Annotated in this window: 16 protein-coding genes; 10 read left to right on the top strand and 6 right to left on the bottom strand. The window is 32.5% G+C overall.

Annotation, left to right across the window (positions count from 1 at the left end; translation table 11 throughout):
- The first annotated feature begins 418 nt into the window (after window positions 1-418).
- The 6 genes from AW729_RS02570 (at window position 419) to AW729_RS11695 (ending at window position 10394) form a co-directional block, all read left to right on the top strand.
- A complete protein-coding gene (locus AW729_RS02570; protein WP_112123621.1) occupies window positions 419-3835 on the top strand; it encodes a C1 family peptidase in 3417 nt (1138 codons plus the stop codon).
- Between the two features lie 794 nt (window positions 3836-4629).
- Window positions 4630-5418 (top strand): FHA domain-containing protein, encoded by a 789-nt coding sequence (locus tag AW729_RS02565; RefSeq protein ID WP_112123620.1) that lies wholly within the window; start codon window positions 4630-4632, stop codon window positions 5416-5418.
- Window positions 5419-5844: 426 nt separating this feature from the next.
- On the top strand, window positions 5845-7329 hold the full coding sequence (locus tag AW729_RS02560; RefSeq protein ID WP_112123619.1) for a TrkH family potassium uptake protein: 1485 nt from the start codon (window positions 5845-5847) through the stop codon (window positions 7327-7329).
- 109 nt (window positions 7330-7438) lie between these two features.
- Window positions 7439-7825 carry a VOC family protein gene (locus tag AW729_RS02555; RefSeq protein WP_112125218.1) on the top strand — a complete coding sequence of 129 codons (387 nt, stop codon included), beginning with the start codon at window positions 7439-7441 and terminating at the stop codon, window positions 7823-7825.
- A 401-nt stretch (window positions 7826-8226) separates the two neighbouring features.
- Window positions 8227-9198, top strand: coding sequence for a biotin synthase BioB (gene bioB / locus AW729_RS02550; RefSeq protein ID WP_112123618.1), 972 nt, complete (start codon window positions 8227-8229; stop codon window positions 9196-9198).
- A 623-nt stretch (window positions 9199-9821) separates the two neighbouring features.
- The gene (locus AW729_RS11695) at window positions 9822-10394 is read left to right on the top strand and encodes a sugar O-acetyltransferase (protein ID WP_394339562.1); all 573 of its coding nucleotides are present in this window, start codon (window positions 9822-9824) and stop codon (window positions 10392-10394) included.
- Here AW729_RS11695 and AW729_RS02540 read toward each other — a convergent pair.
- From AW729_RS02540 to AW729_RS02520, 5 genes are all read right to left on the bottom strand, one after another.
- Window positions 10391-11152 (bottom strand): DNA polymerase beta superfamily protein, encoded by a 762-nt coding sequence (locus AW729_RS02540; RefSeq protein WP_112123616.1) that lies wholly within the window; start codon window positions 11150-11152, stop codon window positions 10391-10393. The two genes, AW729_RS11695 and AW729_RS02540, sit on opposite strands and share 4 nt — an antisense overlap.
- Before the next feature lie 22 nt (window positions 11153-11174).
- On the bottom strand, window positions 11175-12395 hold the full coding sequence (locus AW729_RS02535) for an aldo/keto reductase (protein ID WP_112123615.1): 1221 nt from the start codon (window positions 12393-12395) through the stop codon (window positions 11175-11177).
- Between the two features lie 31 nt (window positions 12396-12426).
- The gene (locus AW729_RS02530) at window positions 12427-12885 is read right to left on the bottom strand and encodes a flavodoxin (RefSeq protein ID WP_162685749.1); all 459 of its coding nucleotides are present in this window, start codon (window positions 12883-12885) and stop codon (window positions 12427-12429) included.
- A 187-nt stretch (window positions 12886-13072) separates the two neighbouring features.
- The gene (locus AW729_RS02525) at window positions 13073-13858 is read right to left on the bottom strand and encodes an FHA domain-containing protein (RefSeq protein WP_112123613.1); all 786 of its coding nucleotides are present in this window, start codon (window positions 13856-13858) and stop codon (window positions 13073-13075) included.
- Between the two features lie 16 nt (window positions 13859-13874).
- Window positions 13875-14831, bottom strand: a complete 957-nt coding sequence (locus AW729_RS02520; protein WP_112123612.1) for a tetratricopeptide repeat protein — start codon at window positions 14829-14831, stop codon at window positions 13875-13877.
- A gap of 331 nt (window positions 14832-15162) precedes the next feature.
- Here AW729_RS02520 and AW729_RS02515 point away from each other — a divergent pair, with 331 nt between their 5' ends.
- On the top strand, window positions 15163-16530 hold the full coding sequence (locus tag AW729_RS02515) for an MATE family efflux transporter (RefSeq protein WP_112123611.1): 1368 nt from the start codon (window positions 15163-15165) through the stop codon (window positions 16528-16530).
- A gap of 215 nt (window positions 16531-16745) precedes the next feature.
- Here the strand turns inward: AW729_RS02515 and AW729_RS02510 are convergent, their stop codons facing one another.
- Complete coding sequence (locus tag AW729_RS02510; RefSeq protein WP_112123610.1) at window positions 16746-17375, bottom strand: DUF1847 domain-containing protein; 630 nt, start codon at window positions 17373-17375, stop codon at window positions 16746-16748.
- 153 nt (window positions 17376-17528) lie between these two features.
- Here AW729_RS02510 and AW729_RS02505 point away from each other — a divergent pair, with 153 nt between their 5' ends.
- The 3 genes from AW729_RS02505 to ltrA all read left to right on the top strand — a co-directional run bounded on the left by AW729_RS02505 (window position 17529) and on the right by ltrA (window position 21697).
- The gene (locus AW729_RS02505) at window positions 17529-18362 is read left to right on the top strand and encodes a potassium channel family protein (RefSeq protein WP_112123609.1); all 834 of its coding nucleotides are present in this window, start codon (window positions 17529-17531) and stop codon (window positions 18360-18362) included.
- A gap of 997 nt (window positions 18363-19359) precedes the next feature.
- Complete coding sequence (locus AW729_RS02500) at window positions 19360-19560, top strand: hypothetical protein (RefSeq protein WP_112123608.1); 201 nt, start codon at window positions 19360-19362, stop codon at window positions 19558-19560.
- A 574-nt stretch (window positions 19561-20134) separates the two neighbouring features.
- Window positions 20135-21697, top strand: coding sequence for a group II intron reverse transcriptase/maturase (gene ltrA / locus AW729_RS02495; RefSeq protein ID WP_112123607.1), 1563 nt, complete (start codon window positions 20135-20137; stop codon window positions 21695-21697).
- The last annotated feature ends 42 nt before the right edge of the window (window positions 21698-21739 follow it).

Raw genomic sequence — 21739 nt, 5'->3', positions numbered from 1 at the left:
AATTTCATCAATTCTATTAATTGGATAAAGTAATAATTGATATGACATTAATCTAAACAATCAAAAAAAATAATAAGCAAATCCTAATCAATTGTTTGAATAAAACATTAAAAACCCTATTTTTATTAAAAAATATGCATACCCACTATATATTACTGATATTTGATATGGTCGTATGATAATCAAGTTATATTTAAAAAAAATCTTATTGTCATGTAGGTGTTTTTATTTATTCTCATGTTTATAATTTATTTTTTCTAAATCCAATATTTATTTGCAAATATTGTTTATCTATCTTTAATTATAATGTTATATATCATTTAAAACATATATTTAGATATCAAAAAAAAGGGGGGTTAATTATATCTTAAGAAAAATAAATGCAAAGAATACAAAAACACTGTTATTTATAATATGTTTGGTTATTCTTATCTTAGGCATCTCCGGTGTTCATGCACAATCTAATGACACGGGAGATAATGTTACATTACAGAGTAAAAATAATACTCAATTATCCGGCTTGTCACTTAAGGCTGCAAAGGATACAAGTTTTAAAGGCTTGCAAAATGACATCAATAAGTCCAGTAAAAAGCTTAACTTAAATTCCAATTATCAAAAGGTTGATTCAGACAGTCCTCATGGAATAATCATCAACAAGAGCAATATCCTCATTGACGGATGCGGCCATACCGTTGATGCCAAGGCTTCATCGAGGATTTTTGATATATATGGACGAAATGTAACAATCACGAATATGATATTGGCGAATGCAGATTCCGGATCAGGTTCTGCAATATACGTTAATCCGAAAGCTAGTGTCAAAACGATTAATGTAACTTTTAGGGGTTGTCAAAATAAGAACTCAGGTACAGTATATGTTGAATATGCAAATTATACCAGTATAAACGATAAGTTCCTTGACTGCAGATCCCAAGAAAACGGTATCATAACCTCTTCAAATTCCAAGATTGTAATTAAAAACGATTATATGAGAAGTAAATATAAATTGCAAAAGGGATTTGTCGCAAGTGTGGATAATTCCACTATTGACGTTGCAGGTTCAACATTTGAAAATACCAAATCCAAATATTCAACTGCAATATGGGCCGACAGCCATCTGACTGTTGGAAACTCAAAGTTCATCAATCTTCATAGTGATTTGACGGCAGGGGCCATCTCTGCAAAGGATGTTACCAAAAAGTTTAACATCAACAAATGTATCTTCAATAATGTCACTTCAACCAATAATGGTGGAGCGATATTCATTGATATTCTAGGTATCGTTGAGAACTTTACAACCGCACGAATTACATCATCCAACTTTACAAAGTGTCGCAGTAACTTTGGAGGAGCAATTCTTCAAGTAACGGGTGAGTTAATAGTGGATAACTGTAATTTCATTGACAATAGGGCTGTATATAGTGGTGGAGCTATCTACACATCTAATGCTTATGTCACTATTCAAAAAAGCATATTCAAAAACAATAAGGTATTATTGTCTGATTATGATGCAAGTGCATTATATGTTGATAGGGGTCCGTTAGTTATTAAGGGCTCAACTTTCAATTCCAATTCAGGAGCTGATGAGGCCATATACCTTTATGATGTAGAGTATAACATAGTTAACAATACATTCAAGTCCAATAAGATAGCAGTCTATGCGGTATTCAGCAGTGGTAACATTAAGAATAATAAATTAAATAAGGATAAGTTGTCATTAGATAATGTTGATTATGCAACATATGTTGATGAGGTTGTCACTCCATTAAAAATCGTAAATTCCGTTGAAGATATAAGCAGATATCCTGAAGTTTATGATTATCGTAAATTGGGCTACGTCACCAATGTAAAAAATCAGAAATCAAAAAGTTCATGTTGGGCTTTCGGTTCAATTGCCGCACTTGAATCATCAATTCTAAAGGCTACTAATCAAAAATTGGATTTGTCAGAGAATATAATCTTCAATAGTATGCTTAAATTTTCAAAGTATGGTGAAAACAGTACCGGTGAGTTAGCTGCACTATTACTTCCTATTGGTAGTTTCATTAGTTGGCTTGGAACCTATCCGTCAGAGTATGATGAATTTGATGAATTATCCAAGATTTCAGAATATTCAAGTACTGATTCAAATGTCCATGCACAGGATGTTTTATTTATGAATCCATTGATGAATGTCAGGAATAACGATATATATAAAGAAGCTCTCTACAAATATGGTGGTATAGTAATTAACATCAACGGACAGTATGATAACAATACATTATATAATCCGAGAACGGGCTGTTTTTATGCACCTACCGATATCGGTAATAACCATGTGGTATGTATCGTCGGATGGGATGATACAATTAGCAGGAATAACTTTCCAACCATGCCTCCTGGTGATGGTGCATGGATAATTAAAAATAGTTATGGCCCTGATTGGGCAGATAAGGGTTATTATTATCTTTCCTATTATGATAGTGTATTATTGAACAGACAAGCGTTTTGTTTTATATTTAATAATACAGTAGCTTATAATAAGGTCTATCAGACGGACATATCCGGTTCCAATGATGATTTCCTATATCCGGATAGTGGTGAAGTAATCCATTATGTTAATAAATTCAATATGACAGATGATGATTATATTGCAGCTGTTGGTACTTACTTTAATCAAAAAGGCGTGAATTATGAAATTAGGGTAATTGTAAATGATTACTTCAAGCATGTCCAGACGGGTACCAGCAATTTCTATGGATATTCCACAATCAAATTAAATAAGTATGTTCCCGTCAAGAGAAATGATAATGTAATTATTGAGGTAATATCAAATGCTGCACCTATTCAATTAAACAGCAGGCAGCATTACATGACTGACGTGTCAATATTTTCGGTTGACGGTAAAAACTGGTTTGACTTGATCTACAGGAATGCAACGGCATGTCTTAAAATATACACTGTTGACAAGTCATCCATAAGTGTTTCAGCAGATAACAAGAAAAGTCAGAAAAATGGTTACAAGGCCACATTTTATGATGGATATGGTCAAGTACTTAAAAACTCCAAAGTAACCATAGACATCAACGGTAAAAAATACGATACCACAACAAATGGACTTGGAGTGGCAATTGTTAACACCATATTTGATGATGAAGAATATAACATTACATTATATAATCCTGAAACCGGCGAGGAGTGGGTTGACTTCTTGGACTTTGATGATGATGAAGAATGTATTCCGTCAGATACACATCACAGGTCATATGATTCTACGTCTAAAAACTATAACAGCTATCAAAAAAGGCTATCTTCAAGAATCAAATCCAAGGCATACATCAATTCCAAAGTAGAAAGTAATGCCCATGTTAAGTCAATACGCAGCATAGATAAGTATACTGCAGCATTCTACGATAACAGGGGTGTTGATCTTAAAAATACGGAAGTAATCTTCATTATTGATGGTAAGGAATATAGAAAAGTCACGGACAAAAACGGTGTAGCCTTACTGGATGAGGAATTGACTCCGGGTACTCATCAGGTTACAGTCATTAACCCAGTTACGGGTGAAAACATAACATATACTATAACCGTAGGTGCACGCATAGTGGAAAACCATGATGTGAACTGTCAATACAATGGCAGTACAACATTCAAGGTTAGGGCATTGGATGAGGATGCCAAACCGGTAGGTGCCGGTGAAGTTGTAATATTCAAGGTAAACGACATGCCATATGAGGTGCAAACCGACCAAGAGGGTTATGCATCCATAACAGTTAACAATACACTCGAAGATAAGAATATATCTGCTACATATGCAGGTTATACAACTATCAACAAGATAATCGTTAAATAATACGATTTTACTAAACTCCCCACTTTTTATTTTTTTAATTAATATAGCAATATTTTTTGATGTGGATAATCCCCTATATTTTTGCTCAGTTACTGTATTAAAAAATAACAATAATTTTAGATTTTTATAGCATTTTTGTTAATATATAATATATTACATTAAAATATCATTAATAATCTTTTTAATTTTATAAAATATTTTGATTATTATGTTAACTGATAGTATTTAAAGGTCTTACGGAGAATTACCTTAAACCTAGAAAAATATTGCAGATAATATATTATATTAGAGGAAAAATATGACAACAAATAAAAAAAACATACCCCAGTAATACTATACATATTGACTACAATAATCAACATAACCTAAGAGGCGAATATGTCAATATTTCTCATAACACATCACTTTCACCAATACCTTCCTCAATATTAATATTGAAACAATAAATTACATCTGAATATCTCTAAAGATCAAAAAGAATGTAAATCCTGTTAAGCATACATTTAAAGACAATGAGTTGGATATCAAAATTACAATCAAAAAATAGAACATAACATCAACGAATTCAACAGGATAATGGCAAAATGAATTAAAAATATATAATACTGTAAAGGGGGAATTAAACCAGTATATAATATTTTCAAATAAAATAAGTCATTATATCAGCATTATGCTGTAAAATAGGGTGGATTGCTGCCCTGTAATTGGATTGAAATAAACAATTCATAAATAGGATATAAAATAATAACATCTTTAAATAAAAAATTTTACAACCACTTTAGGAGGATATAAATATGTACAACGGTCGTGTTAGATATACAAAAGAAGAATTGGATTCATTATTGGGTGTGGTATCAGCATTTGACAATATGGTGAGAATACTCATACTTGAAATGCTTGAAAAGACACTACGTGACAATGCAAAGAAATATCATTCAATCGTTAAGTATACACTTAACGTAGAGGAAATCAACGAAAAACTGGAAAAAAAGAAGATATTTCTTAAAGAACAAGGCTTAAGAAACCATTTGAAAAAGTTAATGGATGCGGGTTTAATTGGCAGAATAAGAAGTCGTAGAAATCGAAATGGTGAACCGCTCCCACAGGCAGTTTATTCATATTACTTCAATATGATGGCATTTGACTGCATACTCTTTGAAAATCAAATATTCGTAGAAGAAATTCAAAGTTATATGCAGTTATATAAGGAAAACCTAGAACTTAAAAATGAATATGATTGTGTTATTACTGTTTTCACTGGTATTGATAAAAGTGAAGTATTAACCATCAATGAAGATGAAACAGGTTACATAGGAAGAGATTATTGTTATCCTCCTGGTAAATATGGTTCAGAATCATTAATACTGTCCTCTGCCTATGAAACAGTTACCGAAAGGCACAAACCACACCTGAAAATATATAATGATGATGGTGAATGGTTAATGGTTGATAACTCTGAAAACGGGACCTTTATCGCCAATAAAAAAATCGAAACGGGTAAAGCAGTAAAAGTCCCTAATGATTCATTCATTCAGTTATCACATGGATCAAATTCCGTGGTTTTATTTGTAAGTTACAATTAATACCATTAATTCCTTTTCTTATTTTTTTACAGATATTCACGAATTTCGGTAATGACTGATGTTGACAACATTCCTTATCTTTATTTGTTAACCGAATGTATTTTTTCCTGAATAATTTTATCCTGCATACAATGCGTATGGTATATGCCTATCCAAATTTAATCTACATAATTTCAAATACAACTAATCCAACACCATTTTGCATGTTTTTTATAACTCAAAGCTGATTTCCTATAAAATTTTTCATTATCATCAAAATTTATAAATATTTTTCCAAATAATAAATAAATATATATATAATATAATAGCCTTAAGTAAACGTAAAATACTTGTAATTCCAATTATAACATGTTGGATTTAAAAATAAATCAGATACACATATTATAAGATTTCTTTTAGCTATATTAATTATTGTTAGTGATTTACATGAATTTAAATTATTTGGAAAAAATAGGTGGAGATGAAATAAAGACAATAGCCCATTACACTGGATTTGTTTTAATATCAATAGCATCATTCATGATGATTCCGATAATTATCTGTCTGATATACAATGATGGCATGACCTATTTTAACTCTTTTACTTATTCAATGATTATCTCATTAGCCATAGGACTATTATTATATTATTCATGTAACTCGAAAAATCTCAGCGATTTATCATTTAAGGGTTCATTCATCTTCGTATTGTCTATTTGGATACTTTCGGCACTTGTATGTGCATTGCCGATGATATTTTCACGTGATTTGTCCTTTGTTGATTCGTACTTTGAATCCATGTCTGGAATTACCTCAACAGGATTTACAATGTATTCCGATGTTCCCGTGGCATTTTGTATTAGAATTTGGAGAAGCCTGCTTCAATGGATTGGTGGATTAGGTGTGATAATATTATTATCCGTTCTACTTCCATCATCCGTTAGCTTAAAAAGGTTATATGTGGCTGAAGGAAATACTGAGGAAATAACTCCAAACATCAAACATAATTCAATGATGTTTATTAGGATATATACATTATTAACCATTTTGGCTATCCTGTTGTACATATTGGTTGGAGTGGATTTGTTCAATTCTGTTTGCTATTCCTTTGCCGGATTGGGTACTGGTGGATTCTCATCGGATCCCAGCTATTTGAATTATTTTGCCAATCCACTCGTTGAAATTGTCACCATGATTGTAATGATTTTGGGTGCCATGAATTTCATCCTGCATTATAACTTATTGAGGGGAAAATTGAAACTTGTTCACAAGGATATTGAAATAAGGTACATGTTCATTTTCATTGCTTTAGCAACAATTATTGTAACATTTAGCCTTCTGCAGCATAATTTCTATAATCAGGACATATTGCTCACATTCAGACATGCACTATTTCAGGTAATATCCGTTTTGACTTCAACTGGGTTTTCATCAACGGATATTAATGCCTGGCCCGCTCTCAGTTATCATATTCTGATAATATTAATGTTTATAGGTGGCTGTGCAACTTCTACAGCCAGTGGAATTAAGATATTTAATGTTGCCGTTATGATTAAGGCAGTATGGTGGGAAATCCATTCGATGTTATTGCCGAAAGACGTGATTATTAAAAGGAACGTCTTTCATAACAATAGACAAATGCATCTAAGCAATTATTTGCTCAAGCAGGTATTCACCTTTTTCATGGTTTATCTGCTACTTTTTGTACTTAGTACAGTGATAATAATGGTATTCTGCAATGATTTTCAAACTGCTTATTCAATTGTCGCGGCTTCCATAGGAAATACGGGACTAGGTCCAAGTTATATCTCTACTTCAATTCCTGTTGTGGTTAAAGTTGTTTTGATATTTGATTTTCTGGCGGGAAGAATTGGAATTTGGCCTGTATTGCTGCCATTTATTTATTTGATCAATAGATTTGGTGATGGATGATATACTGTTAAATTTAATAAAAAAAATTAAAATAATGTTGGTATTTATCCAAACATTTATTACTTTATTATTAAAAAAATATAATATAATCAAATTAAAAGGTGATAATATGGTACAATGTAAAATGGTGCATGAAATGATACGAGTTTATGATTTGGAACGTTCACTTAAATTCTATGATGATGCATTGGGGATGAAAGAATCAAGACGGATTGATAAACCGGAAGGTAAATTCACATTGGTCTATTTAAAGGATGGTGAATCGGATTTTGAATTGGAATTAACATATAACTATGATCCGGACAAACCTTATGATATCGGTACTGGTTATGGTCATATTGCAGTATATGTTGATGATTTGGAACTTGCCCGTAAGGAACATAAAGAAGCCGGTTATACGGTAGGACCTTTCAAAGGTTTAACAGAAGGAGTAAAAGAATATTACTTCTTAACAGACCCTGATGGATATCAAATAGAGGTTATGCAAAGAAAATAGGATAACCCTATCCAACACTTTTTTTTTAACGTCAGATAGTTGAATAAATTTAACCACCATTTTTTCATAAATACACATTTTTATTAATCAAATATATAAAAAAATGATTGATATACGGATAAATCAATATTAATGATTTAATCAATAGCTAAAAGACTCAACTGATATGCCAATGGGTTATTTATTGATGAGAAGGTTAAATTTATCATGTCCTAATATGATTTCATCAATTCCCTGTCCTATGCAAATGAGTTATTACTGAAGGGACCCATTTTTAAGGTAATGTAATACACTTGAAATGTATGTCTAAAATTATCGTAAATACTTTGATACATTTATCATTTTTTTCTAAAATACTTAATATTATATCCTACAAATATTTATTATAATGGATGGATTGTATGATTGTTGAAGAACTTAGCAAAAAAGTTATGGATGGATATACACCATCAAAAAATGACATGCTTGAACTTTTGGATGTGCCGATTAACAGGCTGTCTTGTCATGCGGATAGATTACGTCGGCATTTCTGCCAGGATAACTTTGATGTATGTACGATAATCAACGTAAAGAGCGGCAACTGCAGTGAGGATTGTAAATTCTGTGCCCAATCAGCATATTATGATACGCATATTACACAATATCCCTTACTTTCGAATGAAAAATTAAAAAAACAAACACTGGATGTATATGGTCAGGGTTTAAAAAGAATTTCTTATGTATCAAGTGGGCCAAGATTAAATGATGATGAATTTAAACGTATAGCTGAAGTGATAACTGGCATTAAAAATAAGCACTCAGACATTTATTTATGCGTATCACTTGGAAAGTTAAATAAGTTGCAGGTACAGAAACTCAAGGATGCGGGAGTTGACAGAATCCACAATAATCTTGAAACATCCAAGACATACTTTGCAAGTGTATGTTCAACCCACACATATCAGGATAAGCTCGATACCATTAAACACATAGACAACTCGCACATGAAAATATGCAGCGGTGGAATATTTGGCATAGGCGAATCATGGAAGGATAGAATAGACTTGGCACTACAGCTAAGAAGACTTAACGTACAGTCAATACCAATAAACATATTAAATCCCATCAAAAACACGCCCCTAGAAAATAATACAGTTCTGTCCAATGAAGAGACATGTAGAATCATAGCCATATACCGATTCATAAATCCCCAAGCATATATCAGATTAGCCGGTGGACGATTGCTACTAGAGGATAACGGTCGAAAGGCATTCCGGTCTGGATCAAATGCAGCAATTCTTGGTAACATGCTGACAACGAGCGGTCCAAGCTATGAAAGTGACATAAAGATGATTAAAGAGCTGGGATATAAAATAAGTGAAAATAATATATAATGATTTATTTAATTGAATCCGAGTCATACTCCCTTAAAATATTTTATTTAAATTAATGTACATACATTTTTGATTAATGTTATTTATGCTTTTTGTATGTACATGATTTTTTTTGGATTATATAATTTTTTATAAGTTAAGGGTTTTTTAGTTTTTTGGGTTTTGTATATACGTTTTTGGTTTTTTTATTTTTTTTTGTTTTTGTATGTACGGTTGTTTTTGGTTTGTGTGTATATACGTTTTTGGTTTTTTTATTTTTTTTGTTTTTGTATGTACGGTTGTTTTTGGTTTGTGTGTATATACGTTTTTGGTTTTTTTATTTTTTTTTGTTTTTGTATGTACGGTTGTTTTTGGTTTGTGTGTATATACGTTTTTGGTTTTTTTATTTTTTTTGTTTTTGTATGTACGGTTGTTTTTGGTTTGTGTGTATATACGTTTTTGGTTTTTTTATTTTTTTCATTTTATATATACATTAATCTAATGGAATTATTTGAAGTTTCTGTTGATTAATGGAACGTTGTATAATAATATGGTTTTCAATGGAACAATTGCCTATCAATATATATCAGTGATGACATAGTATAATACAATATGATTAAAGCTTTACCAGGGGGTTATTTATATTGATGAGTGAACTGGAAAAATATATGAAAGGAATGGATCACTGCTATGCCGATGAGGAAATCATAGCCTTAAAGACAAATGCACTAATACAATGTGATAAATTCAATTCAATAGATCCGACAGATTATGAAAAACAGTATGAACAGTTAAAGAATATGCTGGGCAGTGTAGGTGAAAATGTATGGATAGCACGCTACTTTCACTGTGACAATGGAAAGAACATATTTATCGGAGACAATTTCACAGGAAATCATAACCTAACCATACTTGACATAAACAAGATCTATATAGGGGATGATGTGATGATTGGCCCCGGTACTGTCATTACAAGCGTTGGTCATCCATTAAATCCACAGGGCCGCCGTAATCATATCAGCATAACGGATGAGGTACATATAGGAAGTGATGTCTGGATAGGTGCCAACGTTACTATACTGCCCGGCGTTACAATCGGTGACAATGTGGTAGTAGCTGCTGGTGCCGTAGTCAACAAGGATATACCTTCAAATAGCCTGGCGGTAGGTGTACCTGCAAGGGTAATACGCAAGTTGGAAAATGATGTGGATGACTAGAAGTCATTGCACAGTATTATATCCCTGAACCTTTCATTATACACTTCAATATCCTTTATAATCTTTTTATCATATGAGTCCTCTTTCATATACTCCACATAGAATGAAACCCATTCTATGAGAAAATATGCCTCATTATCACCTATGAAACTAGTATTTTGGGTAATTATGCACTTCTTAAGCTTAACTAGTTTATCAAGCAGACTTTTGTCAAGATTATTGTCCTCTATCAGTTTTTCAATACGCATTGATGGATACTCATCTTCATCAAGTAACATCCATGCCAGTATATATCGACACGTGTGGACTAGTTTCTTATAGAACGTAGGGCTTCTTTCATCATTTTGATTGATATATTTATTGAAGTGACGCCTGGCAAGCTCGTAATAATAGCGTTTAAGCACTATTTTATCAAAATCTGGCAGGTCTTTAAAGATATCTTTCTCCATTGGAACATACTTAACTGGTGATATTAACCATTCACGTAGATTGGGATTGCTTTTATAATGAAGATTCAATGCTTTCTTAATATCCCATCCTACAATATCATATTCTCCATCATCAAACTCGTAAACGTCACGTTTTTTATCAATTGTGAGGTAATCGCTTAAATTGTTGTGTTTATAGATAAATCTAATGTCATAATCTGATTTTTCATTATAATGACCATATGCACGACTTCCCGCTTCGGCTGCATATAGTATTGTAATGTCTTCATCAACTTCTATTTGTCTTAACTTATCTATTATCACATCCATTAGTTTATACCTCCTAATTTATTTACATTATAATGTCCTTAATTTTTTTAATAAGTGGCTTGAATCTTCTTATTGTTTTTCCATGATAGCTTTTATCAACCTGTCTTATAAGATTAGGTATGTCAAGCTGCTGTGGACATTTACTTGTACATAAACCACATTCCACACATAATGAAGCATCATGAGCCTTTCCTATAATTCCGTTTATGTTTGCATTGTACAATATGAATGTATGATGCACCCCATATGATTTATCCTCCGGAAAGAGGTTCTTGTCATTGTAGTACTTGAATATGTCCGGTATGTTGATATCCTTTGGACATGGCATACAATAGTTACAGCCGGTACAGCTAATCTTGTTTAATTCAAGAATCTTATCCTTCATGTTTCCGATTAATTCCATCTCCTCTTTATTAAGTGGATTTGACGGGTGATTGTTTACTATTTCAATGTTTTCTTCTATCATATCAATGGAGTTCATCCCACTTAGTACACATGTAATTTCCGGTGTATCAAATATCCAACTTAGAGCCAAGTCCACATTTGATCTGGTGGTATTGGAGTTTGTTATTAGCTTTTCAACTTCCCTCGGCATTGTACCTGCTAGCAGTCCACCCTTTAGGGGCTCCATTATAATCACTGCCATGTCGTTTTCATATGCCAGCTTTATTCCCTTGATTCCCGCCTGCATATTGTTATCGATATAATTGTGTTGCAGTAGTGTAACGTCCCAGTCGTAGTCATCCACTATATTTACAAAGTCATTGTATGAACCGTGGAATGAAAATCCAATATTTCTTATCTTACCTGATTTGGTGTTTTCTTCTATAAACTCATATAATCCCATATCGTCCAGTACTGATATGTCATCATAGCTAATGACGTTATGTATGAAGTAGAAATCTATATGGTCTGTCTGCAGGTTTTCCAACTGTTTTTCAAGCATGACGTCCATGTCGCTTCTGGAGTGTATTGCCATACGGTTCATCTTTGTGGATAAGTATACCTTGTCTCGATATCCAAGTTCATTGAGTATCTGGCCAAGTGCCCTTTCATTTGAACCGGAACCGTTACCATAAAGGTATGCGGTGTCTATGTAGTTTATTCCATTGTCAATGGCGGTTTTTAATTGTTCTCGAGCTAAGTCTAAATCAACGCTTGTTCCCTTTGTCTTTAATCTCATTGCTCCAAAGCCGAGCAGGGATATTTTTTCACCATGTTTTGGGGCTGTTCTGTACTCCATTTTTATTCACTCTTATGAAAAATATATGATTCTATTCTATAAATTCAATCAATTTCGATTCATATGCATCATTTTTCACATCAATAGTCCGTAGTGCTAAAGTTTTTGATGCATTTAATCCTGTGCATTCTTCTATCTGTTTTATTGTTGACTCAAATCCTGAGCTTCCTGCCGTGACAAATATCTTGATGCTCTTGAATTTGCCGTTGTTTTTATCGATGTATGATATGAGTGGATTTGCAGCCTTTGATGCCCATACAGGTACTCCAAGTATTACTTCATCATAGTCGGCCGGGTCATATTCCAGCTGTTTTAGGTCTACTATTTTAGCAGCCAGTGCATCCTTGATTCCGCGTGCATATCCTATCTTCGTGTTGTAGTTTATATTAGGCTTAATCTCTTCTATATCACAGTTTAATTTTTCTGCGATACTTTCAGCCACTTTTTTTGTAATGTTTGTTCTTGAATAATAAGCGATGAGTGTTTTCAATATAATCTCTTCCCATAAAATTTTTTAGTATTATATAATTATGTGATTTTATAGTATTATTAGTTGTGGATAAAAATGGATTACTTTTACAAAAATAATTGATTATCATTTAAAAATTGTAAAAAATGAAATGGATAAAAGGGTTTTAATAGTCATTGTCAAAAAGAACAAAGGGATTGGTTGGAAGTTAGTATGAACAGTATATGATGGCTGATCCCATTCCCTTTGATAGTCTTATGAATGAATTGTTTTTTATTTTGGTTGCTGTTGCTTGTGGTATTTTCTTATCATCAATGTATGTTCCGCTGATACTGTTCTGGTCTATAATGTACCATTCGTCGTCCTGGTGGTATAATTTTAAATGAGGCTTGTCTATTGATGAAACCTTTGTATAGCTATTATCCAACATCAAGGTAAATGTTAGCAGTTCATTTTGATTGTAGTTTGTTTTTCTTCCTATGAGGATTTTTTCATCCTCGTGTATTTTATATATTTTTCCCTTATCTTTTCCGTTAAATATGGTTAATACGCAGTGTTTTCCATCTGTATGCTCTTCATTTAACTTGAATAGTTGATTTAATCTTATCAGCTCATCAGTTATGAAGTTTACTTCCAAAAGGAGTTCTTCAAATGCATCTGTTTTTAGGCTGTATCCCTTAACGCTTCTTTTACCAATCTTATTGGGAACTTCCTTTTTAATGATTTTTTCATCTATCAAGTTTGCATCAACCAGCTGTTTCAAATGCTGGCCCAGCATCTGTGGGGTTATGTTGATTTGATAATCCTCCAATAATGCGGTGTTCAGTTCCCTTGAATATAATGCTTGTTGTTTTTCATTCTTGTTTTGAGAGTCTCTTAGTATTTCAAGTATTGCAAAACGTACCCTGTTGTCTATTGCAGACAGCTTTAATTCTTTGCTTTTATCATCAAATAATGTCAATAGTTGTTCATGATTTTTTGTTATTTCTTCCATATTATACCATCCACTTTCAGTTGTTGATTTGATTGAATTTTTTTATGTCCTCAGTGTTGTATCTTTTTGTTATTGGGCTCGAATCGGGATTATTCAATAATTTTTCAAAGCATATGAACGCTTCTTCCAGTTTTTTTGTTCTTATAAGTACCAGTGACTTGTTGAATAAGGCATAATAATAATTTTCATCTATCTTAAGGCATTTGTCAAAGTATCTGATTGATTGATCATATTGGGCTTGGTTAAATAATATGATTGCCTTATAATTTAACGTGTCAACATTCTTCGGGTTAATCTTCAATACCTTGTTAAAATAGGTCATTGCCTCATTGGCCTTTGATTCAAGTAACAGTTTTTGAAGTCCCGTTATGCATAACTGTGACTCCTGTGTATCGGAGTATGTTGGACGTTTGAACAGGAACTGATTTTCTATTTGTATGTTTACTTCATGTATTAGACTGTCAAGGTATTCGCTACATCTTTCATCATTTTGTATTGCAAGTTCATAGCATTCCAAGCTATCCCAGTACCTGTTTTCTTTTTTATAATTCAATCCTTTCTTTAAAAGTAGGTTTGCCTCTTTGGAAAACATTTCCAATTCATAGTCATCATCCAAGTCAAGTAAGTCGAATACATCATTTTTCAGAATGCATGTAATGTTTTTCATTCTTGGATTAATATTATTTGTCTGGTTGTAGTATTTCAATGCATTTTCATAGTCTTGTCTTTTCTTTGCTATAATTCCCTTATTTATCAGTGCAGTAGTGGTTGCATTTATGCTTATTGAATTGTCAAATAACTCTTCTGCCCGATCTATTTTATTTAACTTCATATAAGCAGATGCTTTTCCGTTTATTGCTTCCGTATTTTTGGGTTGACTTTCAAGTATTTCATCAAATAGGGGTAATGATTCTTCCGGATTAACGTGAATTAAGTCAAATGCTTCTTTGAGTTTATTGTTTGTATCTGTCATATATATCCCATAACGTAATGATTACTTGATAAATTAAGTTATAATATTTTTTAAAAAGTTTTCAGCATTTTCTTTTGAAATTATCCTCTATTGTATATTTTTTTTAACTACATTTATCGTTATTAATCATTATTAATTACATATACTTATATTATAGATTATTATTAAATCTTATAAATAAATTTCTTTTAAAGCATTTTATTGTAAAGTAAATACTTTATACAAGAATAAAAAATATAATAATCTGAAAAAATATAGATAAAAAACAACAAAAAGTAAAATTTTGTAAAAATAATAGATTACTAATCATAAACAGCTAATAGGAAATAACATGACAAACAAGAACGTAGAAATAATGCGGGGAAAACCCGAGACGGCCGTTAAGAAACTGGCCATACCAATAATGATATCCATGCTGCTGACAGCATCATATAACATCATAGATGGAATATGGGTGGCAGGACTGGGACAGGCAGCCATAGCAGGTATAGGATTTGTAACGCCAATATTCATGATACTAAACGGTGTAAGTGTCGGATTGGGAAGTGGAGCAACAAGCAGCATAAGTCGATTTGTAGGTGCAAAAAACCATGAGGGTGCATCACAATCTGCAGAACATGCACTGCTCATATTTCTGGTAGCATCAGCAATACTGACAATCATTTTCCTTATCATCCAAGAACCATTACTCATTAGCTACGGAGCTACTGGTCAATCATTAAAAGAGGCATTAAAATACTCAACACCACTGTTTATGGGATTAATCGGATTCATGTTTGCAAACGGTGCAAGCGGCATACTTCGTGGAGAAGGTGATATGAAAAGGGCAATGTATGCAGTAATAGTGTCGGTGATATTCAATGCAATACTCGATCCGGTATTTATATACATGCTAAACATGGGTTCAGCAGGTGCTTCCATAGCAACAATACTAAGCTCAATAGCTTCGGCAACGGTAATAATGTACTGGATAGTAATCAAGAAGGATACATACGTGGAAGTTGATTTAAAGAAATTCAAATACGACTCTCATATAGTTAAAGACATACTTAAGGTTGGAATACCGGCATCAATGGACATGTTTGTCATGTCAATAGCTATGAGCCTATATCTTGTATTCATATCAAACATAGGTGGAGAATATGCAATAGCAGCATTCAGCTCAGGTCAAAGACTATACCTCTTTGCCATAATGCCATTAACCGCAATAGGAAGTGCAGTTGCAGCCGTATCGGGCAGTGCATATGGTGCAAGAAACGGTGATTATCTATCAAGGGCACATCTATATGGAGTAAAATTTGGAATAGCATTCGGAACAGTAGTAACACTCATACTGGTAATATTCGCACCACAGCTGGCCACGCTATTTGCATACACAGCTGAAACCAGTGCTTTAATACCTGAAATAACAAGATTTCTTCAAATTGCAAGCCTATGTCTTCCACTAACGGCAATGGGAATGTCATCATCATTTTTCTATCAGGGAATAGGAAAGGGCACTATAAGTCTGGCATGGACAATAATAAGAGAGGTAATATTTACAGTAGGATGCACGTATCTATTGGGAATATACTTAAACATGGGACTGATAGGAATATGGATAGGACTTGCCGTTGGACGTGTAATGGCAAGTATACTAAACTTCATATATGCCAGATACACCATTGGAAAACTTAAGAAAACATTAACAAAAGGTTAATTACCTTTTCAATAATCTTTTTCAAAAAGAATCTTATTTTATAAAATAAGTTTGAGTGAATACTTTAATAAAATGAAGAAGGATTATTTGAATTTAAATCCATCCTTGAATACTAATTTAATATTTAAAAAGAGAAATTAATAAAGATATGGTAATTCCAGAATTACCTCTCTCTCATGAAATACAAATTAACATTATATATTAGGATTATATGCTTATTCAAGTAATCTTCTATAATATGTGCCTGTCTGATACAATGCACCGGCGGGGTTATGTGCCAATACCCTGTCTTTGGTAATCAAAGTAGTAACCAAAGCATTCGAGTACTTGTAAAAAAGACTGTCATGGCCAACACATAATCCAACAACAACGTTAAGATCTGTTTCTTCATTGTTAAGTATTTGTGCCTGCAGGATGGGATTGCACATGATATTACCGGTAACTTTGGTCTTGTCCTCATCAATACCCGTCACTGTGGTCTTTTTCATGGCACCTATTTTACACGCTGCCGAGTAAACCTCGAATCCGTTGTTCTTGAGTATCTCGGCAAAGATTCTGCTTTCCTCAATCAAGCCAATACAGGTGGCAATGCCAATCTTTTTAAAATTCAACCGATTGGCAAACTCGATAATCTCCTCTACTCGTGTATATTTACAGTAGAAATCGGCTTCAATCTCCGCTGATATCCTGGATATTTCCTTATTGTTATCCTCCTTATACAGTTTTTCTACAATCTCAATATCATAATCCCTCAAGTCTTTTGTTGGACAGAACTCGGGGTAGTCGGCAGCTTGACTATTGCAGTTTAAAACATGACAGTCACAGCATGTAAATAATTCTTTCATCAATTAAAACTCCATTAAAATCTTTTTTTTTATTAGATTTTATAATCTATTCTAATAAGATGTATATTCATGGGAGTTAATCAATATTCCTATATAACTAAATAATAGAATTGACAAAAAAATTAATATATACGTTAGGAAGTTTATGATAGCATGCCAAAAAAATACGTGAATGATGAAAACATACACCTGATGGGTGAATTAAAGAATGTCATACTGCTTATACTAACAGTTATAGATTTGATATTCATCTTTCTATCGGTTGCATATTCATTTGATTTAAGAATTGATAATTTCTTTGCAGATTATGATTTTATGGTATGTCTATTACTGTTTATTGACTTATCCTATGATTACTATACCTCGGACAGATCATTGAAGGAGTTTTTCATTGATGACAAAAACATACTCTCGCTATTATCACTATTTCCATTCGATATACTCTTCAGATACTTTGCGGTATTCAGATTGTTCCGTTTTTTAAAGGTATTCAAGGTCATAAGGGTATATAATGTGGTAAAGGATATTGATTCACTGTTTTATTTTATACAGAATCATCTCTTTAAACTGCTTTTTGTTGTCTTGATGATATACATGGCGGTATCAACAGTACTCCTATATTACCTGGATAGTGGATTTACATCATTGGGTGATGCATTATGGTTTGTAATCGTAACCACAACAACTGTAGGTTACGGTGATCTGACACCAACATCGATAACAGGAAAATACCTGACAGTATTGACAATGGTGATAGGAATACTCTTCGTGGCAATATTTACAGCATACCTTTCAGCAATATACAATGAAAAAACAGAGGCCCTTACAAGAAAAACGGTACAGGAAAATGCCATACTTATCGAGGAAAACAATCAATTGCTACGAGAACAATTATACCTGATAAATGATAGGATGACGGCACTCGAAGAGGAAAACCGGGAACTTAAGAAGTTACTAGAGCAAGAATATATAAAAGAGAAGAAATAACCGTCATTTAATTCATATTTTTTTTTATAAAAAATTTAATTTACATAGCTAATTATCTTTCTAAGAGAATCCAAATCCTCACCATATACTCATAAATTATTATAACGGCCGTGTTAAGAATCTTACTAATAATACATTTTGTATTATTTATATATTCATAACTATACTGATTTATTTACAGTTGAAATTGACCTTCATTACTTTTTTTAACAATCAATACATCGTTTTTTGTTTTCGTGTACTAAATAATATTGCTATTATTATCAATGTTTCAAAGTGTTATTTATTTTAAGAAGAAAGGTTATATTAAGATTATATCTGTTGTAGATAATCTTCTATCATACTAAAAAAGGAAATAACAACCATTTCTAACAGAAAAGAAATAAAACTTCAGAACATCCTATTAAAAAATAATAAACTAACTTAATAAATAATTTAATTTAATGCATAATTCACTACTAATAACAATACTTTTTTTTTTGATGAAAATTAAAATCAAAATCTGAAAACTAAAAATCTTACTGGAATTTTGTCAAGATATATGTAAGATTCTGAACACTACTATAAAATAAGGAATTAACTAAAATCAAAGTAAATATTAAATATAATATGTAAACTAAGCTATAATAATAAGTAAAAATCTTAAATTGACAATATTTAAAAATAATAAAAAATATACTGATTAGACCTACAAAATGAACAAAAACACAAAAAAAATTATATGCCATCACTCAGTGTATAAAAAAAAGATAATATACCCCCTAATTATCATGATTAATCATGCCTATCCATTAAATAATCATAGAAAAAAGATACATCGGATACAATCATAACAGCCCTAAGAAAAATCAGTAATTTCAGAATATATACTCTTTAATAAGTATATTAGTATTTAATTTAACTTCTTTTTTTATAAAAAACTCTAAAAAATATTAAATACCACCACTTCACATATAGAGTATCATAATAAACTATAACTAATGGAGGATGGTCGAGTATGAAAAAAATTAAAGAAGTACTGTTATTTGTCATAGTATTAGTACTCTTAGTGGGAGTTGCAACTGCAGCAGATATACAAAATGAATCCACTAGTGATACAATCACAACACAAAGTACTGATATAAATACAAAAGAAACAGTACAACATACCAACACAATAACAGATAAGTGCGACAAGCAATTCTCTTCTCCTTTATAAAATCAGTATAATACAACAAATGTTGTATTATTGACCTTGTTATGTGGGTCATTCTCGCCTGAAACTGCATCAACTGGTAACGGATGATGTGGGTTGCATGAGGGATAATGTCTAATCATATTCCTAATATCCATGGAGTATGAGGGCTAGAGAAAGACTAATAATATTGGCTAATGATAAATGAACTCTTATAAGCGTCGTTATATTGGGCGATAAGGAAAGGATATTAGATTACCTGTCGTGTTGCCAACAGGTGATGCACACTTTATTTATGTGTATCGAACATAACCCATATGTTGGTCGGTGTAATGGGAGAGCCTAAGTTAGTCGTATCTGATAGAAGAGAAACTTGGTAAACCCTACTTTGACCTACAAGTATTTCTTGTGGGGGGACTACGGTGTGAACTGGTGTTCTTAAACCTAGTAGGGTAAAGGATGTTAAGAAAGCAAACGACCTCAAGTCGTTAAGACAATAGGAAATTAAGGATATAACTATGAGGTATATGCTAACTTTAACAGGTGTATAACACGAACTTATAATCATTATTATAATTTAAGAGGTGTCGTAATTAAAATGTCGAAGAATGTTTATGCAGATAAGAGCCAAAATAGAATTATTTTGGAGGATGCTAAGCACAATAAGTCCGTTTACACTGACCAATGGACTTCAATACCATGGAAAAAACTTGAACGGAGCATCTACAAATTACAATGTGATATAGCTCGTGCCGAAATTGACGGAGACTATAGAAAAGCCCGTAACTTACAAAGAATCCTATTATCTAAGGATTCTACACTTCTTTACAGTATAAGAAGAGTTACTATGCTAAACAGGGGTTATAAAACTCCTGGCATTGATGGGATGATTCTTAAATCACACCCTGAACGCATGGCATTATTCTATAATCTCAAATCTCATGGCATTAATCAGTATGAACCTCTACCTGTTCGTAGGGTTTATATTGATAAAACAAATGGTAAAAAGCGACCACTTGGTATACCGACCATTACTGATCGAGTATATCAAATGGTTGCTAGTCTTGCTCTTGAACCTCGTGTAGAAGTGGGTTTTGAACCATGTAGTTATGGTTTTAGACCAATGCGAAGTGCAGGAAATGCACTAGCAAAGATACACAGATACGCAAGGAGAGGAAACAGACCTTGGATATTTGAAGGTGACTTCAAATCATGCTTTGATACATTAAACCACGATTGGATATTAAAACAACTGGGAAACTTTCCAGCCAAGAAATTAATACAAAAGTGGCTTAAGGCAGGATATCTATACAACAATATGCTTAATCTAACTGATGAAGGCACACCACAAGGTGGAATAGTTTCACCTATATTGGCTAATGTTGCCCTAACTGGACTGGATGAAGCACTCGGTATAGAATACACGAAAAGACGACATAATCAGTATTCAACTAATTATGTTAACTTATCTCGATATGCAATGGTACGTTATGCAGATGATTTTGTAATACTCTGTAAAACAAAAGAAGATGCAGAAAATATTTACCCATTGTTAGAACCTTACTTATCAGAGCGTGGACTAACACTAGCACCCGATAAAACAATGATAACACCACTTAATAATGGATTCGATTTTCTCGGATTCAATATAAGAAGTTATCAGACAAACCAAGGACTTAAAGTAATCACCAGACCCTCAAAAGACAGAGTTAAAAGGCTCAAGGCAAAACTCAAAGCAACATTCCTAAAATATAGGAGTGACAATATTGGAAAGTTAATATACGATGCCAACAACATAATAATAGGCACTGCCAACTATTGGAAACAAAGTGCATCCAAATCAACTTTCAATGATATTGATGCATATGTATGGACACTTACTAGGAGATATCTACTCAGACAACATCCTAATAAGTCGTGGACTTGGATTAGAAATAAGTACTTCAAAGAAGATTATACTCATAAAAGTGAGGATAATTATATACTTACTAACCCCAAAGAACCATCAGAACAACTTGTCAAAATGAGTTGGACCAACATACATTATGCACAAACAATTAAATATAACTGCAACCCTTATGACCCTGAATATACAGGATACATAAAGAAAGCATACAAGAAAACACCATTTGAATGCCTATACAAGAAAAGAGAATATTAATCCATCTCGGAGATATAAAATAATCAATTTGGGTTAAAATAT

Origin of the sequence: Methanosphaera sp. BMS (assembly GCF_003268005.1) — an archaeon.
GTDB lineage: Archaea > Methanobacteriota > Methanobacteria > Methanobacteriales > Methanobacteriaceae > Methanosphaera.
The sequence above is the reverse complement of the archived record's forward strand: the minus strand, read 5'-3'. Positions and strand labels throughout refer to the sequence as shown.